This is a genomic window from Siphonobacter sp., from assembly GCF_048595215.1.
GTDB lineage: Bacteria > Bacteroidota > Bacteroidia > Cytophagales > Spirosomataceae > Siphonobacter.
In genome coordinates this window covers 1-18,540 of the sequence record NZ_JBMDWJ010000141.1, presented here as the reverse complement: position 1 = coordinate 18,540, position 18,540 = coordinate 1, and the positions used below count along the sequence as shown (strand labels likewise).

At 47.8% G+C, this 18,540-nt stretch carries 18 protein-coding genes; 8 read left to right on the top strand and 10 right to left on the bottom strand.

Going from position 1 to position 18,540, the window contains the following annotated elements; genetic code table 11:
• Window positions 1-897 (top strand): cryptochrome/photolyase family protein (locus ACOJTG_RS08145; protein WP_420153354.1); only part of this gene is annotated, 897 nt, incomplete at its 5' end.
• Here the strand turns inward: ACOJTG_RS08145 and cdaA are convergent.
• The 3 genes from cdaA to ACOJTG_RS08130 all read right to left on the bottom strand — a co-directional run bounded on the left by cdaA (window position 894) and on the right by ACOJTG_RS08130 (window position 3,324).
• A complete protein-coding gene (gene cdaA, locus ACOJTG_RS08140; RefSeq protein ID WP_420153353.1) occupies window positions 894-1,691 on the bottom strand; it encodes a diadenylate cyclase CdaA in 798 nt (265 codons plus the stop codon). The two genes, ACOJTG_RS08145 and cdaA, sit on opposite strands and share 4 nt — an antisense overlap.
• 152 nt (window positions 1,692-1,843) lie before the next feature.
• Complete coding sequence (locus tag ACOJTG_RS08135) at window positions 1,844-2,344, bottom strand: hypothetical protein (protein ID WP_420153352.1); 501 nt, start codon at window positions 2,342-2,344, stop codon at window positions 1,844-1,846.
• Window positions 2,345-2,412: 68 nt separating this feature from the next.
• Complete coding sequence (locus ACOJTG_RS08130; protein ID WP_420153351.1) at window positions 2,413-3,324, bottom strand: hypothetical protein; 912 nt, start codon at window positions 3,322-3,324, stop codon at window positions 2,413-2,415.
• 206 nt (window positions 3,325-3,530) lie between these two features.
• Between ACOJTG_RS08130 and dnaA the strand changes: the two genes are divergently transcribed.
• Both dnaA and ACOJTG_RS08120 read left to right on the top strand, forming a co-directional pair.
• Complete coding sequence (dnaA, locus tag ACOJTG_RS08125) at window positions 3,531-4,958, top strand: chromosomal replication initiator protein DnaA (protein ID WP_394341804.1); 1,428 nt, start codon at window positions 3,531-3,533, stop codon at window positions 4,956-4,958.
• Between the two features lie 35 nt (window positions 4,959-4,993).
• Window positions 4,994-5,956, top strand: a complete 963-nt coding sequence (locus tag ACOJTG_RS08120; RefSeq protein WP_420153350.1) for a GNAT family N-acetyltransferase — start codon at window positions 4,994-4,996, stop codon at window positions 5,954-5,956.
• Window positions 5,957-5,962: 6 nt separating this feature from the next.
• Here the strand turns inward: ACOJTG_RS08120 and ACOJTG_RS08115 are convergent, their stop codons facing one another.
• The gene (locus ACOJTG_RS08115; RefSeq protein WP_420153349.1) at window positions 5,963-6,775 is read right to left on the bottom strand and encodes a DUF3108 domain-containing protein; all 813 of its coding nucleotides are present in this window, start codon (window positions 6,773-6,775) and stop codon (window positions 5,963-5,965) included.
• Window positions 6,776-6,869: 94 nt separating this feature from the next.
• Window positions 6,870-7,895, bottom strand: coding sequence for an aminopeptidase (locus ACOJTG_RS08110; RefSeq protein WP_420153348.1), 1,026 nt, complete (start codon window positions 7,893-7,895; stop codon window positions 6,870-6,872).
• Between the two features lie 231 nt (window positions 7,896-8,126).
• On the opposite strand from ACOJTG_RS08110, the gene recA reads away from it, so the two are divergent.
• Window positions 8,127-9,197 carry a recombinase RecA gene (gene recA, locus ACOJTG_RS08105; RefSeq protein WP_420153347.1) on the top strand — a complete coding sequence of 357 codons (1,071 nt, stop codon included), beginning with the start codon at window positions 8,127-8,129 and terminating at the stop codon, window positions 9,195-9,197.
• A 45-nt stretch (window positions 9,198-9,242) separates the two neighbouring features.
• Here recA and ACOJTG_RS08100 read toward each other — a convergent pair whose 3' ends face one another.
• The 3 genes from ACOJTG_RS08100 to ACOJTG_RS08090 are packed head-to-tail and all read right to left on the bottom strand — an operon-like array spanning window position 9,243 to window position 11,687.
• The gene (locus tag ACOJTG_RS08100; protein ID WP_420153346.1) at window positions 9,243-9,995 is read right to left on the bottom strand and encodes an SDR family NAD(P)-dependent oxidoreductase; all 753 of its coding nucleotides are present in this window, start codon (window positions 9,993-9,995) and stop codon (window positions 9,243-9,245) included.
• A 51-nt stretch (window positions 9,996-10,046) separates the two neighbouring features.
• Window positions 10,047-10,655: a DUF4230 domain-containing protein gene (locus ACOJTG_RS08095; protein WP_420153345.1), complete on the bottom strand. Its 609-nt coding sequence runs from the start codon at window positions 10,653-10,655 to the stop codon at window positions 10,047-10,049.
• Window positions 10,656-10,667: 12 nt separating this feature from the next.
• A complete protein-coding gene (locus tag ACOJTG_RS08090; protein ID WP_420153344.1) occupies window positions 10,668-11,687 on the bottom strand; it encodes an acyl transferase in 1,020 nt (339 codons plus the stop codon).
• Between the two features lie 188 nt (window positions 11,688-11,875).
• Here ACOJTG_RS08090 and ACOJTG_RS08085 point away from each other — a divergent pair, with 188 nt between their 5' ends.
• Window positions 11,876-12,406: a hypothetical protein gene (locus ACOJTG_RS08085; RefSeq protein WP_420153343.1), complete on the top strand. Its 531-nt coding sequence runs from the start codon at window positions 11,876-11,878 to the stop codon at window positions 12,404-12,406.
• A 65-nt stretch (window positions 12,407-12,471) separates the two neighbouring features.
• Here ACOJTG_RS08085 and ACOJTG_RS08080 read toward each other — a convergent pair whose 3' ends face one another.
• A complete protein-coding gene (locus tag ACOJTG_RS08080; protein ID WP_420153342.1) occupies window positions 12,472-13,800 on the bottom strand; it encodes a sensor histidine kinase in 1,329 nt (442 codons plus the stop codon).
• A gap of 158 nt (window positions 13,801-13,958) precedes the next feature.
• Here ACOJTG_RS08080 and hemA point away from each other — a divergent pair, with 158 nt between their 5' ends.
• Window positions 13,959-15,227, top strand: coding sequence for a glutamyl-tRNA reductase (gene hemA, locus ACOJTG_RS08075; RefSeq protein WP_104715827.1), 1,269 nt, complete (start codon window positions 13,959-13,961; stop codon window positions 15,225-15,227).
• Between the two features lie 80 nt (window positions 15,228-15,307).
• Here hemA and ACOJTG_RS08070 read toward each other — a convergent pair whose 3' ends face one another.
• Window positions 15,308-16,171 (bottom strand): helix-turn-helix domain-containing protein, encoded by an 864-nt coding sequence (locus ACOJTG_RS08070; protein WP_420153341.1) that lies wholly within the window; start codon window positions 16,169-16,171, stop codon window positions 15,308-15,310.
• 133 nt (window positions 16,172-16,304) lie between these two features.
• Here ACOJTG_RS08070 and ACOJTG_RS08065 point away from each other — a divergent pair, with 133 nt between their 5' ends.
• Both ACOJTG_RS08065 and ACOJTG_RS08060 read left to right on the top strand, forming a co-directional pair.
• Window positions 16,305-17,162, top strand: a complete 858-nt coding sequence (locus ACOJTG_RS08065) for a sugar phosphate isomerase/epimerase family protein (protein ID WP_420153340.1) — start codon at window positions 16,305-16,307, stop codon at window positions 17,160-17,162.
• 34 nt (window positions 17,163-17,196) lie between these two features.
• Window positions 17,197-18,321, top strand: a complete 1,125-nt coding sequence (locus ACOJTG_RS08060; RefSeq protein ID WP_420153339.1) for a Gfo/Idh/MocA family protein — start codon at window positions 17,197-17,199, stop codon at window positions 18,319-18,321.
• The last annotated feature ends 219 nt before the right edge of the window (window positions 18,322-18,540 follow it).

The window sequence follows — 18,540 nt, the reverse complement described above, 5'->3', positions numbered from 1 at the left end:
CTCAGTAAAGCGGGCAAACCCTACAGCGTTTTTACTCCTTACAGTAAGGCCTGGAAAGCTAAGGTGAATGATTTTTATCTGCGTTCGTATCCCACCGAGAAGTACTTCAAACAATTTTATCAGGGCTCTTTTGCTGGAATTCCCACCCTGGAATCGATGAATTTTGAAGCCGTGGGGGAACCCTTCCCAGCTCAGGAAATTCCCGTAGATACAATCGAGAATTACGCCGAAAAGCGGGATTATCCAGCCCTGGAGGCGACCTCCCGCATGTCTATTCACCTGCGATTCGGTACGGTATCTATTCGTGAACTGGCTCGGGAGGCTCAACAGTTAAGTCCGACGTATCTGAATGAATTGATTTGGCGGGATTTTTATTTTCAGGTTTTGTACCATTTTCCGCATATCAATACGGGTCACGCTTTTCGGAAAGAGTACGACCGAATTCAATGGCGAAATAATGAGGCAGAATTTGAAGCGTGGTGCCAGGGCCGTACGGGGTATCCACTCGTGGATGCGGGTATGCGGCAGATGAACGAAACCGGCTTCATGCACAACCGGATTCGTATGGTAACGGCCAGTTTTCTTTCCAAACACCTACTGATCGACTGGCGTTGGGGAGAAGCCTACTTTGCTAAAAAATTACTGGATTATGACTTTTCTGCCAATAATGGGGGTTGGCAATGGGCCGCCGGAAGTGGTTGCGACGCCTCGCCTTACTTCCGAGTCTTTAACCCGGCCCTGCAGGCGAAGAAGTTTGATCCCAAGGGACAATACGTAAAGAAATGGGTACCCGAAATAGATCAGATAGACTATCCCGATCCCATTGTCGAGCACGAAACGGCTCGGGAGCGGGCTATACAGACCTATCGCCGTGCGGTGAAGAAAGATAGTAATTAGCGTTGGCGTAAGTAATCGACTAATTGATTCTGTAATTCATGAATCGGAAGGTGGCGACGGAGTTCACCGCCTTCCGTTGCCATGGAGATTTCCCCTCGTTCTTCGGAAACAACGATAACTGCCGCATCCGAGTGTTCGGAAAGACCAATGGCTGCCCGGTGACGAAAGCCCAAAATGGCCGGTAAATCCGGATTTTCGGAAATGGGGAGCATACAGCGAGCGGCTTTAATCCGATGATCTGAGATGATGACGGCTCCGTCGTGCAAAGGTCCGTTCTTTTGAAAAATAGCTAGTAAAAGGGATCGCGATAGCTGGGCATCCAAGGCATCGCCTGACTCAATGTAACGTTTTAGGGGATCTTCTTTTTTGATTACAATCAATGCTCCGGTACGGGTAGCCGCTAATTTCTTAACGGCATCAATCACGGGCTGTAATTCCCAGTTATTCTGTTTTTCGGATTTTTGATTAAAAATGCGGTGTAGAATGGGATACTGTTGCAGATTAGTCGAGCGGCCTACGAAAATAAGGAACCTTCGAATTTCGGGCTGAAAAATAACCACTAGCGCGAGTACACCAATTTCCATGAATTGCCCAAGAATGGTGGACAATAATTCCATGCCCAGTGCCCGCACAATGAGATAAATCCCGTACACCAACAAATAGCCCAGAAAAACGCGGCTAGCAATACTCCCTTTAATGAGAAAATATACCTGATAGAGTAGGAATGCTACCAGTCCAATGTCAATCAGGTCGAGAAAATCAATATCTAAAAAGCCTAGCCTTAAGAGCAGCATTTGATCTATGAAAACGGTTGAAGCACTCCTTAATAAGGTAAATTAGAAAATTCAAAAATAAAAAAAACACGGATACTTACGGCCCCTTCAGCTTAGCTTTACTTGAAATGGTATAAAAAAATATAAGAATAGTTTTAAAATTAGTATTTCTTTTATCGACTGGCTACCGACTGCTGCAGAATGCCATCTTTAGACAGTCGCTTAAAAATAGCCGTTACGGGTACCGCACCCGTACCTTCCGCTTGAATCTCTGCTTTCCAGAACGGTTGAAGCGAAGGTAATTGCTGTAGCTCAATCTGATAAACCTGACCGCTCACCCGCGTACGATTGTAGGAATCGGTTCGTAAAATCGGACCCGTGCGACGAACAATCAAAGCTACCTCCGCCTGACACGTCTTATTTTGCTCAGTAATAAAGCCCGATAGCGAATCGAATGCCAGAGCGGGTTGAAAAGAGGCCGTACAAAGGGTGTAGTTGGGAGGACATTCCTTCAAAAATCGTCGGGCATCGCCCTTTTCCCGAGGGGTATCCGCTAGGACGACTAACAATCGCTGAAAAGTGGGTACGCTACCCGCTTTCGTATTGGACCGAACGGATACACAATTCGTACAAAAAAGAGCGGACAACGTAAGTACAAAAAGGGAGCGAAACATACGATTTCAATTAAGAGGTTAAAACAGAGTCGTTGCCGACGGACGTAAAACACCTATAAAAATCGGTATCATTCCAATGAAATCATCACGTTTGCCCATACTTTTTGAACGACGCACCAAGTAAGTGCCTGTAAAAAAGCTTCCGAATAGTTTTCTGTAGGTCTAGCCGTTTGTGTACCGACCGTATACGCATTGACTTGCGCGAGTAACCAGTCTGCATAAGAACCTGGATGCAAATGAATAAACAAGGGCGTTGGAGCTTCTTGGCTGAAGGCCTCCTGCCACTGGGCCAGCAGCAAGCGAAAGGCTCGGATGCGAATGCAGTCCAGTAAGGGATCATTACTACGTTCAAAAGAAAATTGGGCTTTCGAAAGAAGCTGATGCGTCGAGTAATCGGTATCGAGAAAAGCTTGCAGCCAGCGATGCACGCTCAGGAAGGCATGACTCAAATCGGCTAGACCATCCGCGGTTACCGTTAAACGAAAAGGTCGGAATTCTGGCCAGGCGTCGGTTTTGCGTAGTAACCCTAACTCGAAACCTGGAAATTCGGGTTGAAGTTTGCTGGCAAAACCACCGTGTATCGGGTAAGGAAAAGATTCGGATAGCGTATCACCCAAGGCCAGAAAATCAACATTCCCTGAGAAATACAGAGCAAGGCGTTGAGCATCGAGGGGGCGTAGGTACGTCTCCATGGGTTCTTTCAACGGCTGTTCCAGAATTAATTCTAGGGCATCGACGGATTCCAGGTCGCTCGGGGGTGGAGTAGGGGCATGCCATTCCAATCGCTTCTCGGGGGATAAAATCGGATCAAAAGAGAGCACTTCCAATGGCATTCCTGCCGCCCAGGGATCTGTATCCGGCACCATTTGCCAGCTTAGCAGGGTTTCGTTTAAGGCAGGCCGTAAAAAATCGGGTACGGGTTGAAAGGAACGTTGGCGTGCGGGAAGTTCGGCAAAAAGTTCACTTGGGTGCTTTTTCATAGGGTTAGGTTATAAATCCAGCGAATCAATAAAAATATTCGTTCGTCTACCCGAAATTTTCTAATTTGTGAAACGGCTTTCCCAAAAAGAGTATGCTCAAAATTTTTTAAAGGAAATTGTCCGAAGACTAGCCGAGGCAGAATCGGTTTTTTTATCTTTGCCTCCCCTTATGAAAAATCCAGCCTGAAATAGCCTTGCAGACTGTCGTGCGTGATGCCAAATCCGTTTGGCAAGAGTGTTTACGGATCATACGTGAGTACGTGCCTGAACAAAGTTTCAAAACTTGGTTCGAGCCGATCGTGCCCGCACGTCTGGTTGGAAGCACGCTGACGATTCAGGTGCCCAGCGAATTTTTCTACGAATGGCTGGAAGAAAATTACGTTCACGTACTCCGACGGGCGATTGATCATGCCATTGGTCGCCAGGGAATGCTGGAGTATTCGGTGATTGTAGACCGGGGTGACGACAAGAAGCCACCCATGGGTTATACCGTACCCAACCAGCGGCCTGCCCCGCAAAATTCGGCTCCTCCTGCCAAGAAGGCATCAGAACCGGAACAGCTTCGCAATCCCTTCGAGTTACCGGATCTGGATGGTCTGGAGCTTACGTCCTATCTCAATCCGATTTATACCTTCGAAAATTACGTTGAGGGTGACTTTAATCGACTGGCCCGTTCAGCTGGACAGGCCGTAGCAAGTAAGCCCGGTGTTACGTCTTTCAATCCGCTGATGATTTACGGTGGCGTAGGTTTGGGGAAAACCCACCTCGCTCAAGCCATTGGTAATCAGATCAAGGCTTCCAATTCGGGGAAATTTGTCCTATTTGTTTCCACGGAAAAATTCATGAATCAGTTCGTGATGGCCGTGCGAAATAACTCGATTCAGAACTTTACCAATTTCTACCTCCAGGTGGACGTGTTGATTCTCGACGACGTTCAGTTCCTGGCCGGAAAGGAACGTACGCAGGAAACGTTCTTTCATATTTTCAATCACCTGCACCAGACGGGCAAGCAGATCATCATGACCTCTGACCGCCCGCCGAAAGATTTGCAGGGCTTACAGGATCGTCTGCTGTCGCGATTCAAGTGGGGGCTGTCGGCGGATTTGCAAATGCCGGATCTCGAATCCCGGATTGCTATCATCATGAAGAAGTTGCATGGTGACGGCGTTGATATTGATTACGAAGTGATCGAGTATCTGGCTCACTCGATTGATACCAACGTACGGGAATTGGAAGGCGTTGTCGTGTCGCTGATCGCTCAGGCCACATTGCTGCGGCGGGAAATCGACATGAATCTGGCCCGGCAGGTACTTCGTAACATTGTCCAGGATTCCGAACGGGAAGTCACCATCGAAACCATCATGGAGACGATCTCCCAGCATTACCGGATTAGTTTGCAGGATATGAAAGGCAAGAGCCGGAAGAAGGAAATCGTCTTTCCCCGGCAGGTAGCCATGTATTTTGCCAAAGATTACACGGATCTATCCCTCAAGTCCATCGGATACCATTTCGGTGGCCGCGACCACTCAACGGTCATTCACGCCATTCAGACCATCTCCGAACTCAAGGAGCACAATGCGGAGGTAAAAGCACAACTGCAGGAATTACAGAAAAATTTCGGCAAGAAAAGCTAAGACTGCTTTTCTTTGTGGCTTTCAACCCGCATGGAATGATTCATCATCTTCGCCGTTTTCAGGTCGATGTACAGGCCTATGATGCCTGCGTCGAGCAATCCGAATGGGGCACTATCTACGGACTTTCCTGGTGGCTGGATCAGGTCTCGCCTGACTGGGAATGCCTGGTTTGGCAGGAACCATCCGCTCAACTATACCGAGCCGTTTTACCCGTACCCGTCCAGCGACGCTATGGGATAGCCCTGGTACATCAGCCCCTGTTTTGTCAGTTTCTGGCGCTGTATTCGGCTGAAGCACTTCCCGTACCTATCCAGAAGGATTTTATAAAGGCCGTTTTAGCTAAATACGCTCTCATTGCCCGCTATCAACTCAACTTTCCCGAAGCTTCGGTGCTGAGTAGCTTCTCAGAATTAAATCTTCGTCAGCTGCATACGCATGTTCTATCGCTGGAAGCTCCGTATGAAACCCTTTTCCAGGGTTACAACCGGGATCGCAAAATGAATGTCAAGCGGGCGTATCAGGCGGATTGGACCTGCCGGTCAGGAAGTGACATTACCCCATTAGCGGAATTTTTCAGGCAGCATCACGCCCACCAAATTGAAGGAGGGGTTCACCCAGGCGCGTATGCGTTACTACAAACGTTGTTTGACGCGTGTGAAAAACGGGGCTATTCGGATTTATGGTATGCCGAAAAAGATAAGCGGGTAGAGGCGGGTGCCTGGTTTGTAACCTTCCAGCAACGGACCCTGTACTTGTTTAACGCGGCGACGCCGGAAGGCAGGAAAAAAAATGCCCGGACGTTTTTAATCGATCAGTTTATTCGGCAGCAGGCCGGAAAGCAGGCGTTGTTTGACTTTGAAAGTGCCAACGTACCCAGCATTGCCGAGTTCTACGCCAGTTTCGGGAGTCACGTAGTCGCCTACTATGAACTGCGAAGCAATCGGCTACCGAAACTCATTCAATGGCTGTGGAAACTGAAAAATCGCCTGTTAGGGTAGGGCTGGTTACTGCCAGTTAAAGGTTTCTTTCATCCCCCGGTAATCTTTCAAATCCATGGCTACCGATCCTACTACTAAGTCAAATTCTACTTTAACGGGTACTTTATTGGCATCATCCGACACCCAGATGCGAATGGCTTCTTTGCCATCAAATAGTTGGTTATTGGGCATCTGTGGGATAATCCGGTGCGTGTTGAGTTTACCGTATTTCGTCTTGACGACTTCTTTGCCGGCGTACTTAATCCGTAGATCGATAAACTCATTGTCATAAAACATCTTGACGGCCGTCAGCTGTCCGGTTTTCATTTTGTTGAAATCCAGACCCCGTACGTAGAAATAGGCACTCACTACGTCGTACACGTCTCCGGGTACTTTAAAATCTTTAACCACTTCCGCTGAGCTTTTGCCTTTGGAAACGGAAGTAAGTTTATCGCCTTCCTGATCAAAGGATACGCGTTGCTCCTTGTAGTAGCGACCTTCCTGTTGTTTCATGGCAAAGTCAATCGGCAACATCGTTTGTGGGTCCAGGTACGAAGTCCAGCTGTCACGAATTTTAGTAACCAGATCAAAGGCCCCCGTTGTGCGTCCCGTGGCCGTTACCCGGTAACAGGCTTTTCCCTTCACCCGGTGAAATTTATCACTCACATCCACGATGGCCTCGGCGGCATTGATAAACCCGTAATGCACCCGATATTCCAGATGTTCACCCTGATTGATAACCGAGTCTACCTTAGGCTCCGGTTGTCTGAACGCCAGTAAACACCCTACCAGACCACAACCTACCAACGTAAAAAATGTATAACTACGGAACCTCTTCATGCAATAGTGGGGATAGGATCAAGTCGTCAGGTTTCTGGCCTGCAACTTTAAATCTTTTCAGTAGGGTTTCAAAGTGGCACGGCGACGTTCTTGCTTAGCGGCCGTATTTTGCTTTTAAATGCTGTAAATAACGCTTAAAGTCACTATTAAATTTTTCCCGGAAGTCTACTTCGAATTCATTTCTGCGGGAATTATACGTTGAAAAACCAACGAAAAAAGCATTGTTTACGTCCGTAGGCCAGGTTCGTTTTTTCACGTGAGACAAATCCTGGTACAGGGAATCTGACCGTTGTAGGATTTCCCGGATCAGCGTTTGTTTGAGCTGATCCTTCCGAGCCTTAGGTAGCGTGTCTGAAAAACGTTCGTATAAACGGTCCAATAGCTCTTTTCCGTGATTGAAATGCTGGATATAGCGTTCACGAAATACTTTTCCTTCCTCATAACTACGATACTGCGGTGAATCGATTCCAAAACGCTGTGCCAAAAAACGTACGGCTCCGTAATCGCCAATAAAGTTGGCTAGGTTTTCATTGAATTCATGCTGATTCTTAATGAATAAGGTCGAATGCGTCATTTCGTGCATAATCAGGCTCGCCAATCGCCCTTCCGACAATTGCAGCATCCCCGAAAGAATGGGATCATGAAAGTAACCCAGCGTACTGTAAGCGGAGACGGGACTAATTTCGGTATCATACCCCTGCCAGCGCTGGGCTTCCTGTTGGGCTTTTTCCAAATCGAAGAAACCTTTATAGGTAAACGAACCGATGAGTGGAAACGAAAACTCAACGGCTTTAATCCGATACGGTTCCGCTACCGTAAGTACGTAACAGATGGGCTTGTTGTGTTGATCGTAATAGGTTTGGTAATTGGGCGTAGCATTGAGACCGAGCGAGTCGATGGCAAACTGCCGGATTTCTTCAATAAAGCGAAGTTTGGCTTTTACGGAATCGGGTACCGCTGGATCCGTTAGTACGGCTTCGACGGGCTTCGCGTTGAGAATGACCCGAGCGCCGCCACTGAGTTGGCCGTAGCCATAACTCACCCAATCCCACTGCCAGATGATGAGTACAAGCCCTACTACGCTCAAACTTAGAAAGACTCGCTTTACGATACGTTTCATGGAAAAATTCTAGGGGAAACCGGAAAATCAATAATATTTCTTTTTTTATAAACGGATAATCATCCAATGGTGTTTTCAAAGTAACTATGTTTCTGTATTCAGGACGTGGCAGCGTATCTTTTGCGGATTGATTAAAGAAATACAACAATTTTTAGTCAATGGTTAGGATATTTGCCCGAAAAGCAGTAATTTTAGATCATATTCTTCACCCAATAGCTCGTTTTTTGATACATGGCACAAGCAACCGGTACTGATGCAGGACAGAAATTAAAAGCTCTGCAAACGACCATTGAAAAATTAGACAAAACCTACGGTAAAGGTACGGTCATGCGTCTTTCAGACGCTAAAGTGCTCGATATTCCCGTCATTTCAACGGGATCACTGGGTCTTGATCTGGCCTTAGGCATGGGTGGCGTACCCCGGGGACGGGTCGTAGAAATCTACGGACCTGAATCGTCCGGTAAGACGACCATCGCGATGCATTGCATTGCGGAGGCACAAAAGAAAGGAGGCTTAGCCGCTTTCATTGATGCTGAACACGCCTTTGACCGTAGCTATGCGGAAAAATTAGGTATTGACACGGGCAATTTGTTGATTGCTCAACCCGACAACGGGGAGCAGGCTCTGGAAATTGCCGAGCATCTGATTTCTTCAGGTGCCATTGATATTATTGTCATTGACTCCGTAGCCGCTCTGGTGCCCAAAGCCGAAATTGAAGGCGACATGGGAGATTCCAAAGTGGGTCTGCAAGCCCGTTTGATGTCGCAGGCGTTGCGTAAAATGACGGGTATTATCAATAAAACGTCCTGCTGCTGTATCTTCATTAACCAGCTGCGGGAAAAAATCGGTGTGATGTTCGGGAACCCCGAAACAACAACTGGTGGTAACGCGTTGAAATTCTACGCTTCGGTTCGGTTGGATATTCGCCGGGCCGGACAAATCAAAGAAGGAGCCGATAGTATCACGGGGAACCGTACCCGCGTGAAAGTGGTGAAAAACAAACTAGCTCCTCCCTTCAAAGTCGTTGAGTTTGATATCATGTACGGTGAAGGAATCTCCAAAGTAGGTGAGGTACTTGACTTAGCCGTTGAATTGGAAATCGTTAAGAAATCCGGTTCTTGGTTCAGCTACGGTACCAACCGTCTGGGTCAAGGTCGCGATGCTGTAAAGGAAATCCTGAAAGATAATCCGGAATTACTCGACGAACTGGAAGCCAAAATCAAGGAGAAGGTGAAAGGGGATGACGAAGCACTCGTCGATACGCTGGAACCGAACGTAGTAGATGATGGCAAAGAAGAGTAATAAGTAAATAAAAAACCCGCTGACTCAAGTCAACGGGTTTTTTATTTATACGTAAATCATTTTCTTGGTCATGCCCCCATCCACGAAGAAATTTTGTCCCGTAATGAAAGAGTTAGCGGGGTTGAGTAGAAAGGCAACCATGCGGGCGATATCCTCGGCTTGTCCTACGCGGCCCGCCGGATGCTGCTCATGATCGGCCTTACTCAATTTTTCGGGTTGACGGGCAGATGATTTCTTCAACGAAGAAACATCGATCCAGCCCGGAGAAATGCAGCTCACCCGTACCTCAGGACCTAAACTGACGGCTAAGGAATGGGTTAGGGCAAAAATGCCGCCTTTCGATGCGGAGTAGGCAAAAGTCCCTGGCTCCGACTGAAACGCTCGCGTCGAGCACAGATTGATGATCGATCCTTTGGTCTCTTTTAGATAAGGAGCCGCTAACTTACTGGCATAAAAAGAACCCGATAAGTTAATGGCCAGGCCCTGATCCCACTCTTCGAACGTCCATTCTTCCAGGGGCTTGGCTTCAAATACCGCCGCATTATTAATGAGGACGTCCAGATGTCCGTACGTAGCAAGGGTGGTCTCAAAGGCCGCTTCTACTTCCACTACCTTTCCCACATTACAGCCTACAGTAAGTATGGAGCCGAAGTTTTCTAAAGCCTGTTCTGTTTCCGTGAGTGCTTCTTCGTCAAAATCCCAAATCGCCACTGCGTAACCATTTTGTAATAAATCTTGAGCTAGTGCCCGGCCAATGCCCTGAGCTCCACCGGTTATGATGGCTACTTTTTCCTTCATGCTTGATTCATTAGTCATGAAAGAGGCTGCTGAAAAAAGTATACAATGCTCTTAACGGGGATCGTCAATCTGTCCTTTCATTCGGTACCGAAGCAGTACTTTTTTGCCGGAGACTTTTTCCAACATCGGACGAAGAATTTTAGTAGCGTTCAGCTTGGTTTGTTCTAAAATGCCTTGTTGGATGGCTGAGGTTTGTACCTGTTCCTCCGCCTTTTTGAACGCTTGTTCAATCAAAAGAGCCTCATCACTGAAAGCAAATTCCGTATTGTATACTTTCGATTTCGAATGATCGACCCGGGCCAGGCAGATTTCCGGATCGGGTAAACGTACGATCAGGGTATCTCCAGTTTCCCCCAAATCGGTAACCGTCATCTTCGTCAGATCCAGACAGCCCACGGCTTCGCCCTGAATAATGAGTAGTGCCTTCGCATCCGGTAAAAACTGACGCGTGATCTGCTGATCGACGACATCACGAAAATTATATTTGACCAGCTCCAGTTTGCCCAGCGAGGTAATTTCGCGTAGTACAATATGATGATTGGAAACCCCCTCAGGCTCCTCTCTTTGTAGAAAAAACTTTCGCGATTTGAGTTGTTCCCAGCCGTAAATAGCCGACGCCAGGAGCAGAACCAGAAAGAGAATACGAATCAGAAAACGCATAGAATTATCCTGCTAAAGTACCATCAGATTACAACCGCGAATATCGGAGTTATCGAAGCGGCCCAATACCCGAAAGCTATTCGCCTCGGAGCCGTAACTGCCTAAATCTTTCGTTTCTAAAAAACTGCACGAATCAATGTTTGCCAGATCAATCACGTTTAGTCCGCCCGAACGCCGCGAAGGTTCGTTACGGGAATAATACGTAAAGGGATCATTGACATCCCGGAGACTAATCCGCAAACTCGGCGGTAGATGAAATAACCCTTCGCCAAAGGAGTATCCCTGCGATAATAATTCTGTCATGCCGTATTCGGAATGAATAACGGGGACGTGAAAGGCTTTCGTCAGTAGTTGGTGTACCTCTTCCCGAAGCAATTCCTGCCGACGACCTTTCATCCCGCCCGTTTCCATGACAATCAGCTGAGGCATGTCTTCCAGAAATGACAAGTCTGCCGTTTCTGCCAAATCAAGTAAGGCAAACGTAACGCCAATCAAAAGGACTTTACGCTGTCGATCCGGTTGGAGGGCCCGAAGGCGTTCGAGTAGCTCATCCGTGTTATGCAGATAAAAACCCGAATAGTCCGACTGATTCTTTTCCACAAAATGCCGGACCATGTGTACCAGCGAAGAATTACTCCGTTCGAGATAGGATGGTAACAAAGCTAAGATGTGGAAATCCTGCAAGGGACCGTAAAAGCGTTCAAAAATCTGCTCACTGATCTGGTCATAAAAAGCCGGATCCGCTACGTAATGTTGACTCGTTACCTGTCCGGTAGTACCGCTACTGGCAAAAATAATGGGGCTAGAAACGGGGGTAGAAAGTACTTGATGGGTTTTAAAAAACTCAATGGGCAAGTACGGGATTTGTTCGACCGTTTTCACGTGCGTGGGAGAAATCCGTAAATGCCGTAAATATTCCTGATACACCGGGTTTTGAGCCGCCTGGAACTGAAAAACTTCCAAGGCTAGGGATGGAAAAGAGGTCTCTTCCAACGCTAATACGCGGTCTTTAAGCTCCTGCTGAATGGACATGATGATTACTAAAAAGCAGTACGTAAGTAAAAGACGAGGGGTGAAATCGAAGTCAAGTGCCGGGCAATCCGATGGGAAAATTCCTTTCTGAAGGGCAAAATGCAGCGCAATTTTAATTTACCAAAGGGCTTACGTAACTTTCCGCCCGTCTCGTCGTTTATGACAGAGACGAAATGATTTAGGTTCCTATGAAACGATTATTATTTATCTTTTCCATAACGACAGCAGTGTTGGCCCTGGCCAGCTGTACGGCTGAGCCGGATTTTTCGAATATACCCATGCTACTGGACGGTTCGACGACGCTTACTAAGTACGCCAACATTCGGGATCGTCTGGGAAATGCCCAGGATTCACTGGTAATCGGCGTGAAATTTCAGGATGGAGACGGAGACCTGGGGCTTTCGCCCGGTACGTATCCCCAGGATTCCATTCAGTTTAATAACGGATTTAATTACGAAGTGCGTACGTTTCGTCGGATCAGAGGTCAGTTTCAGGACGTAAGTGCCTCCTTTGGGGTTTCCAACTCTGGAAATTTCCCCCGTCTCCGCAACGACAATAAAGTAGGTCCCATTGAAGGAACTTTGCAACGGGCCATTATGGTACCTTACGGAGCCGTTATGCGGAATGACACGCTTAAATTTATGATTCGCATTCGGGACCGGGCCATGAACGTCAGCAATGAAGTGGAAACGCCTTCCGTAGTGGTACGGGCTCAGTAAGCAATAGTGATTATAGTACATAAAAAAAAGCCGGTTTCGACTGGCTTTTTTTATATACACTAGTTTCAAGAAGGAAGCGAAATACGAAACGTAGTGCCCTTGCCGGGTTCGGAGGCCTTCACATATAAACGTCCCCGGTGGTAATTTTCAATGATACGTTTAGCCAAGGTAAGGCCTAAACCCCAACCGCGTTTCTTGGTACTAAAACCAGGGTTAAAGACCTGCTTCCACTGTGATTTTGGAATGCCTTTTCCCGTATCGCTGATATCGATATACGTTTGTCCCGCTTTCTCCCAGAGGTGAATGCGTAGTTCGCCTACGCCTTCCATGGCATCAACGGCATTTTTGCAGAGGTTTTCAACGACCCATTCAAACAGGTTCCGGTTGACGGGTATCATCTTACCAACGGGGATTTCATTGTTGACTTGCCATTTGATCTTGGAGGAAACCCGCCGCTTCAGATAATCTACAAACTGCTCGACGTGTTGAGCCAGAGGTTCGGGATGTAGCGTTGGTACGGAGCCAATATTAGAGAAGCGAGCCGTAATGGTTTCCAGTCGTTCCACATCCTTTTCCACTTCCAGGACAAATTCGGTTTCGTAGCGATCCGGGTCCGTTTTGAAGTATTCCACCCAGCCTTTCAACCCCGAAAGCGGCGTACCTAACTGGTGAGCGGTTTCTTTGGCTAACCCTACCCAAACCCGGTTTTGCTCTGAGCGACGGGATGCACTAAAAGCTAGGTAAGCCAGATAACCAAAGACTAACAAGCCCAGTAGCATGATGACGGGGTAATACTGAAGCTGCGTAAAGAGGAAGGAATGGCTAAAGTAAATGTATCCTTTGCCAAAGCCTCCATCAATTTCGATGGGAGGATGTGTCGTTTGAAATTCCTGCGATTTCTGCTTGAGAAAGGCCGGAATTTCTTGGGCATTCTCCGGTAATTTTAAGTTAATGGACTGATATTGACCCTGATACTCATAAATAACCGGAATCTCGGTATTGATTTTGACTACCTTGTCGAAAAAGAAATTAACGTCCGTTTCAACCGGACTCGTCAGGGCGTACTCTAAGCTTTCCGCGTATAGACGTACTTCTTCTTCTTCGTGCGATTCCAGGCGGCCAATAAGGGTATTGGTATAGTAAAACCAGGCACCCGAGAACGCCATCAGTATTAATAAAATACCAATTTTAACCTGATTTTTCTGCTGGTATAAATCGCCGGAAAGCATCCGGGCGGGCAGACTTCCCAGCCGATTTTCGGAACGTAATTTGGGGGGGGCAGGAGCCGTACTATTCTTCATTTCATAAGTGCCAACGTCGAACCAATGGACGTCGGTATACAGAGCGTAAGCAAAAATTGAAAACGAGTTAAAACCGTGGAGATCAGCGGACAAATCTCGACTATTTCAATGATTTTCATCAGGTTTTTCTATGACTAAATTGGAAAATTCAATAAGTAATTTTGATCCATTCTAAATAAAAAAGAATGGGATTTATTACGACCTAGTGTAAGTTATCCTGACGTATTTTTGTGTGATTTTAGTGAAAGCAGATGGCTAATACGTTTCGAGCAATCAGTTTATCGTACAAAACCGCTCCCCTGGCAGTCCGGGAGTTGGTGGCATTAGATGAGAGCGAAGCCAAAACGTTTTCCTTGAAATTGAAAGAACTCTTCGGTTTTCAGGATATTTTGGCAGTATCAACGTGCAATCGTACGGAAATATATTACACGGCTGAGGCAGACTATGCCGAGTCGATTATTAAGTTACTGGCTATTGAAAAAGGTCTGGAAAAACCCGCTGACCTACCCGAATACTTCGTCAATCTAAGCGATCAGACGCAGGCCATTCGGCATTTATTCGAAGTGGCTACGGGTTTGCATTCGCAGGTGGTTGGCGATCTCCAGATTCCTAACCAGGTAAAACATTCGTACCAGTGGGCGGTGGACGCCGATGTGGCGAGTCCCTTCCTGCACCGGTTGATGCACACGATTTTCTTCGCTAGTAAACGGGTATCTCAGGAGACGAGTTTCCGTGACGGAGCCGCTTCGGTTTCGTACGCAACGGTGGAATTGATCGCTGACTTAACGCAGAATCATACTTTGCCCAAAGTTCTCGTTGTAGGGCTGGGTGAGATTGGTACGGACGTGGTTAAGAACCTGGCCGACAAAGGGTTTGCCCAAATTACGCTACTCAATCGTACGTATGCGAAGTCAGTAAGTCTGGCGGAAGGTACCGATTTTCGGGTAGCGGATTGGGAAAATTTGGAAGCGGAAGTAGCTCAGGCGGATGTGATTGTTTCTTCCCTTCGTGTGGCGACTCCGTTGTTTACCAAAGCGTTTGTGGAGCAACTGAATATTCTAACCTTCAAGTACTTCATCGATCTTTCGGTACCCCGTAGTGTAGCTCCCCAAGCGGAAGAAGTACCCGGAGCTCTGGTATACGCCATCGACGACATTCAGGCCAAAGCGAACGCCGCTTTGCAACGCCGCCTGGAGTCTGTACCGCAAGTACACCGTATTCTGGACGAAGCCATGGCAGGTTTTCAGGATTGGTCGAAAGAGATGGTGGTATCACCCACGATTCAAAAATTCAAGCAGGCCCTGGATCAGATTCGCAAAGAAGAACTGGCCCGTCAGCTCAAACACCTGACGCCCCAGGAAGCCGAGAAATTCGATAAATTGACGTCTAACATTGTGAACCGTATTTTACGTTCACCGGCTGTCAATCTGAAAAACGCCTGTCGTCGCGGCGACGCCGATCAGTTGGCCGATGTGCTTTCGGAACTGTTCGATTTAGAGCGGCAGGCCGAACCTAAATAAGCGTGCACTCGCTTTCAAAAGTGTCATATCAACGAGCGAAAAACGGAAGGGCGGAGATTTCTCCGCTCTTTTTTTAGGCCTTATCGGTAGGCTTTCTGGTACTGAGCGGGGGTAAGACCCGTCAATTCTTTAAACTGGCGGTTGAAATTGGAAATGGTATTGAAACCGCTTTCGTAACAGATTTGCGTAATCGTCAGCTTCCCTTCCATGAGTAGTTTGCAGGCGTAGCCGATCCGTACTTCACTGACAAACTCGGAGAACGTACGATTCGTACGGGTTTTAAAATACCGGCAGAAAGCGGAAGCACTCATGCCCGCCAGCGAAGCCATCTCGTCCAGGCGAATCTCCTGCTGAAAATGATCCAGTACATAATCGTGTACTTTCTGCATGCGTTCGGTTTCCGAAACTTTGTGCGTGTTCACGTAGCCCAGACTAGCAATGGCCTGACATTCCTCACTGTGGGCCAATTCATCCAATAGCGTCAACAGGTGCAGAATGGCCTGGAAGCCCGTTGCCTTGAGCAGTTGCTTCATGCTTTCGCGAATCTGCTCCCGCAAGCGGCCTTTGATTTCTACGCCGCGAACCGCCTGCTGAAAAAAGCTCTGGAGTACGTGCATCTCCGGTCGCTGGAAAAAATCAGTACCCAGAAAATCCTCCGTAAAGTACACGACAATCCCTTTGGTTTCTAGCTCCGAATGCGTTTGGAAATACGGCGGATCGCTTCGCCAGAGGTGCGGAATATTAGGCCCTAAAAAGACCGTATCACCCGGTTCGAAGGGCTGAATATTATCACCAATGAATCGCGTACCCGTTCCTTCTTCCACCGTAAATAACTGGTAGTGGGGATGGAAATGCCAGTTCGGATCAAAATAGGGCGAGACCAGTTCCTGCATCGTAAACGAAGCAACCGGGTTCTCAATGGTCTTCCGAAGTGCAGACTTCATAGGGTCGATCTAATCTTATTTTGCAGAATCAATAATCAAAAATACAAAATAGGTCAAAATACAGTAGATGTTGGTCAAAGATGACGGAGTTTTTATCATTTTCCCGACATAAAATTGTATCATGATCTACAGCATGAATCTGCTCCTGTGGGGGCCTACTCTGGACGAATCGTTTTTTCCAACGCTGGAAGAAATCAGAAGCATTGGTTTTGGTGGCGTAGAAGTGCCGATCTCTTCAACCAATCCCCAATTTTACCGCAGCTGGGCGGATCGCCTGGATGAGCTGGGACTCAAGCGGCAGGCCGACGTGATTTGCGGACCGGACCAGAATCTGATCAGTTCAGACGCGGGCATGCGAAAAGCTACGCTAGAACACCTGCACCGCAGTGTGGATTGTGCCGTGGAGCTGGGAGCTACCCATCTGATGGGTCCGTATCATTCGGCTCTGGGTGTCTTTACGGGTCAGCCCGCTACGGCCGATGAGTGGAAATGGGGCGTAGAAAGCATTCAGATTCTGGCCGAGTATGCTCAGCAACAAGGCATTCGACTGGGTTTGGAATACCTCAACCGGTTTGAAATGTATCTGACGAGTTGCGGGGAAGAACTGGCTCGTTTTGTCGATGAGGTGAACCATCCCAACTGTCAGATCATGTTCGATACGTTTCATGCCAACATTGAGGAGAAAAACATCGGCGATACCATCCGGCAACTCGGCGACCGCATCACCTTCGTGCAACTTTCGGAGAATGATCGATCGACACCCGGTAAAGGAAACGTAGCCTGGGATTCCGTATTTCAGGGTCTTCGCGACATCAACTATCAGGGTTGGCTGAGTATCGAAGCGTTCAGTACCAAATTAAGTGTAGCCAATATCTGGCGAAAAATGTTCGATTCGGAAGAGCAACTCATGCGGGATGGGCTTCAATTCATTCAAAGCAACTGGGAAAAGCAACCCGTTTCTTCGTTCGTAAGCAACGGCCATACGGCCTAAGGTCTCATTGTATATCCTCTAATCACTAGTACGCATGTCAAAACCCATTAACATTGCTATTGTAGGTCTGGGCTTCGGAGCCGAATTTATCCCCATTTATCAGCGTCACCCCCATGCAACTATGTACGCGATTTGTCAGCGTACGCCCGAAAAACTCAACGCCGTAGGAGACGCCTTTGGCATTGACGTTCGGTATACCGATTACGATGAATTGCTGAAAGATCCCAACGTCGACGCCGTTCACATCAATTCACCCATTCCTAACCACGCCGAACAAAGCCTGAAAGCCTTACGGGCGGGCAAACACGTAGCCTGTACGGTACCCATGGCCACGACGGTAGAAGAGTGTCTGGAAATTGTGAAGACCTGCCGCGAAACGGGTAAAAAATACATGATGATGGAAACGGTGGTTTACAGCCGTGAGTTTCTGTTTGTAAAGGACTTGTACGAAAAAGGCGAACTGGGTAAGGTACAGTTTCTCAAAGCCAGCCACCAGCAGGACATGGACGGCTGGCCTGATTACTGGCCTGGCCTGCCCCCCATGCACTACGCTACGCACTGCGTAGGTCCCGTGGCGGGTCTGCTCAAATCCAGCCCGGAATATGTCTCGTGCTTTGGCTCAGGTACCATTCGGGAAGAACTGGCTCAGATTCACAATTCACCGTTTGCCGTTGAATCCGCTCATATCAAATTCAAAAACAGCGATTTGTCGGCGTATGTCTACCGCTCGCTCTTTGATACGGCCCGGCAGTACCGCGAAAGTTTTGAGGTATACGGTTCGAAAAAATCGTTTGAGTGGCCGCTCATCGAAGGCGAAGAGGCCGTAATCCATACCGCCAAAAAAGAAGAACACGAAATTCCGGAACGCGTCACCGTGCCCGATTTCGCTCATTACTTACCCGAAGAGATTCAGGATTTTACCACCAAAGGCGTATACGACGTTGCCGAAAACACGCACCTGAGCTTTACGCAGGGGAGTGGTCACGGCGGTTCGCACCCGCACCTGGTGCATGAATTCCTGATGGCTTTGGTGGAAGACCGCGAACCCTTTCCCAATGCTATACAGTCGGCCGAATGGACCAGCGTGGGAATTCTAGCTCATGAATCAGCTTTACAGGGTGGAAAACTCTTGTACCTGCCTGATTTTGAGAATGCCTGAGTGTAGATAGAACCCTACAGGAACATCCGTTCCTGTAGGGTTAATACAGAGCTAAACCTTTTTATGAATGAAAAAAATTCTTGCGGGACTAGCCGCCCTGAGTATGCTTTCGCTGACGTATTGTACGCGGCAGCCGGGCTCGTCGGCTTCGCAGCCAAAGACCGAGGGGCGAAGGATTGAGATTCTGTTCCTGGGCGACAATGGGCACCACCGACCCAT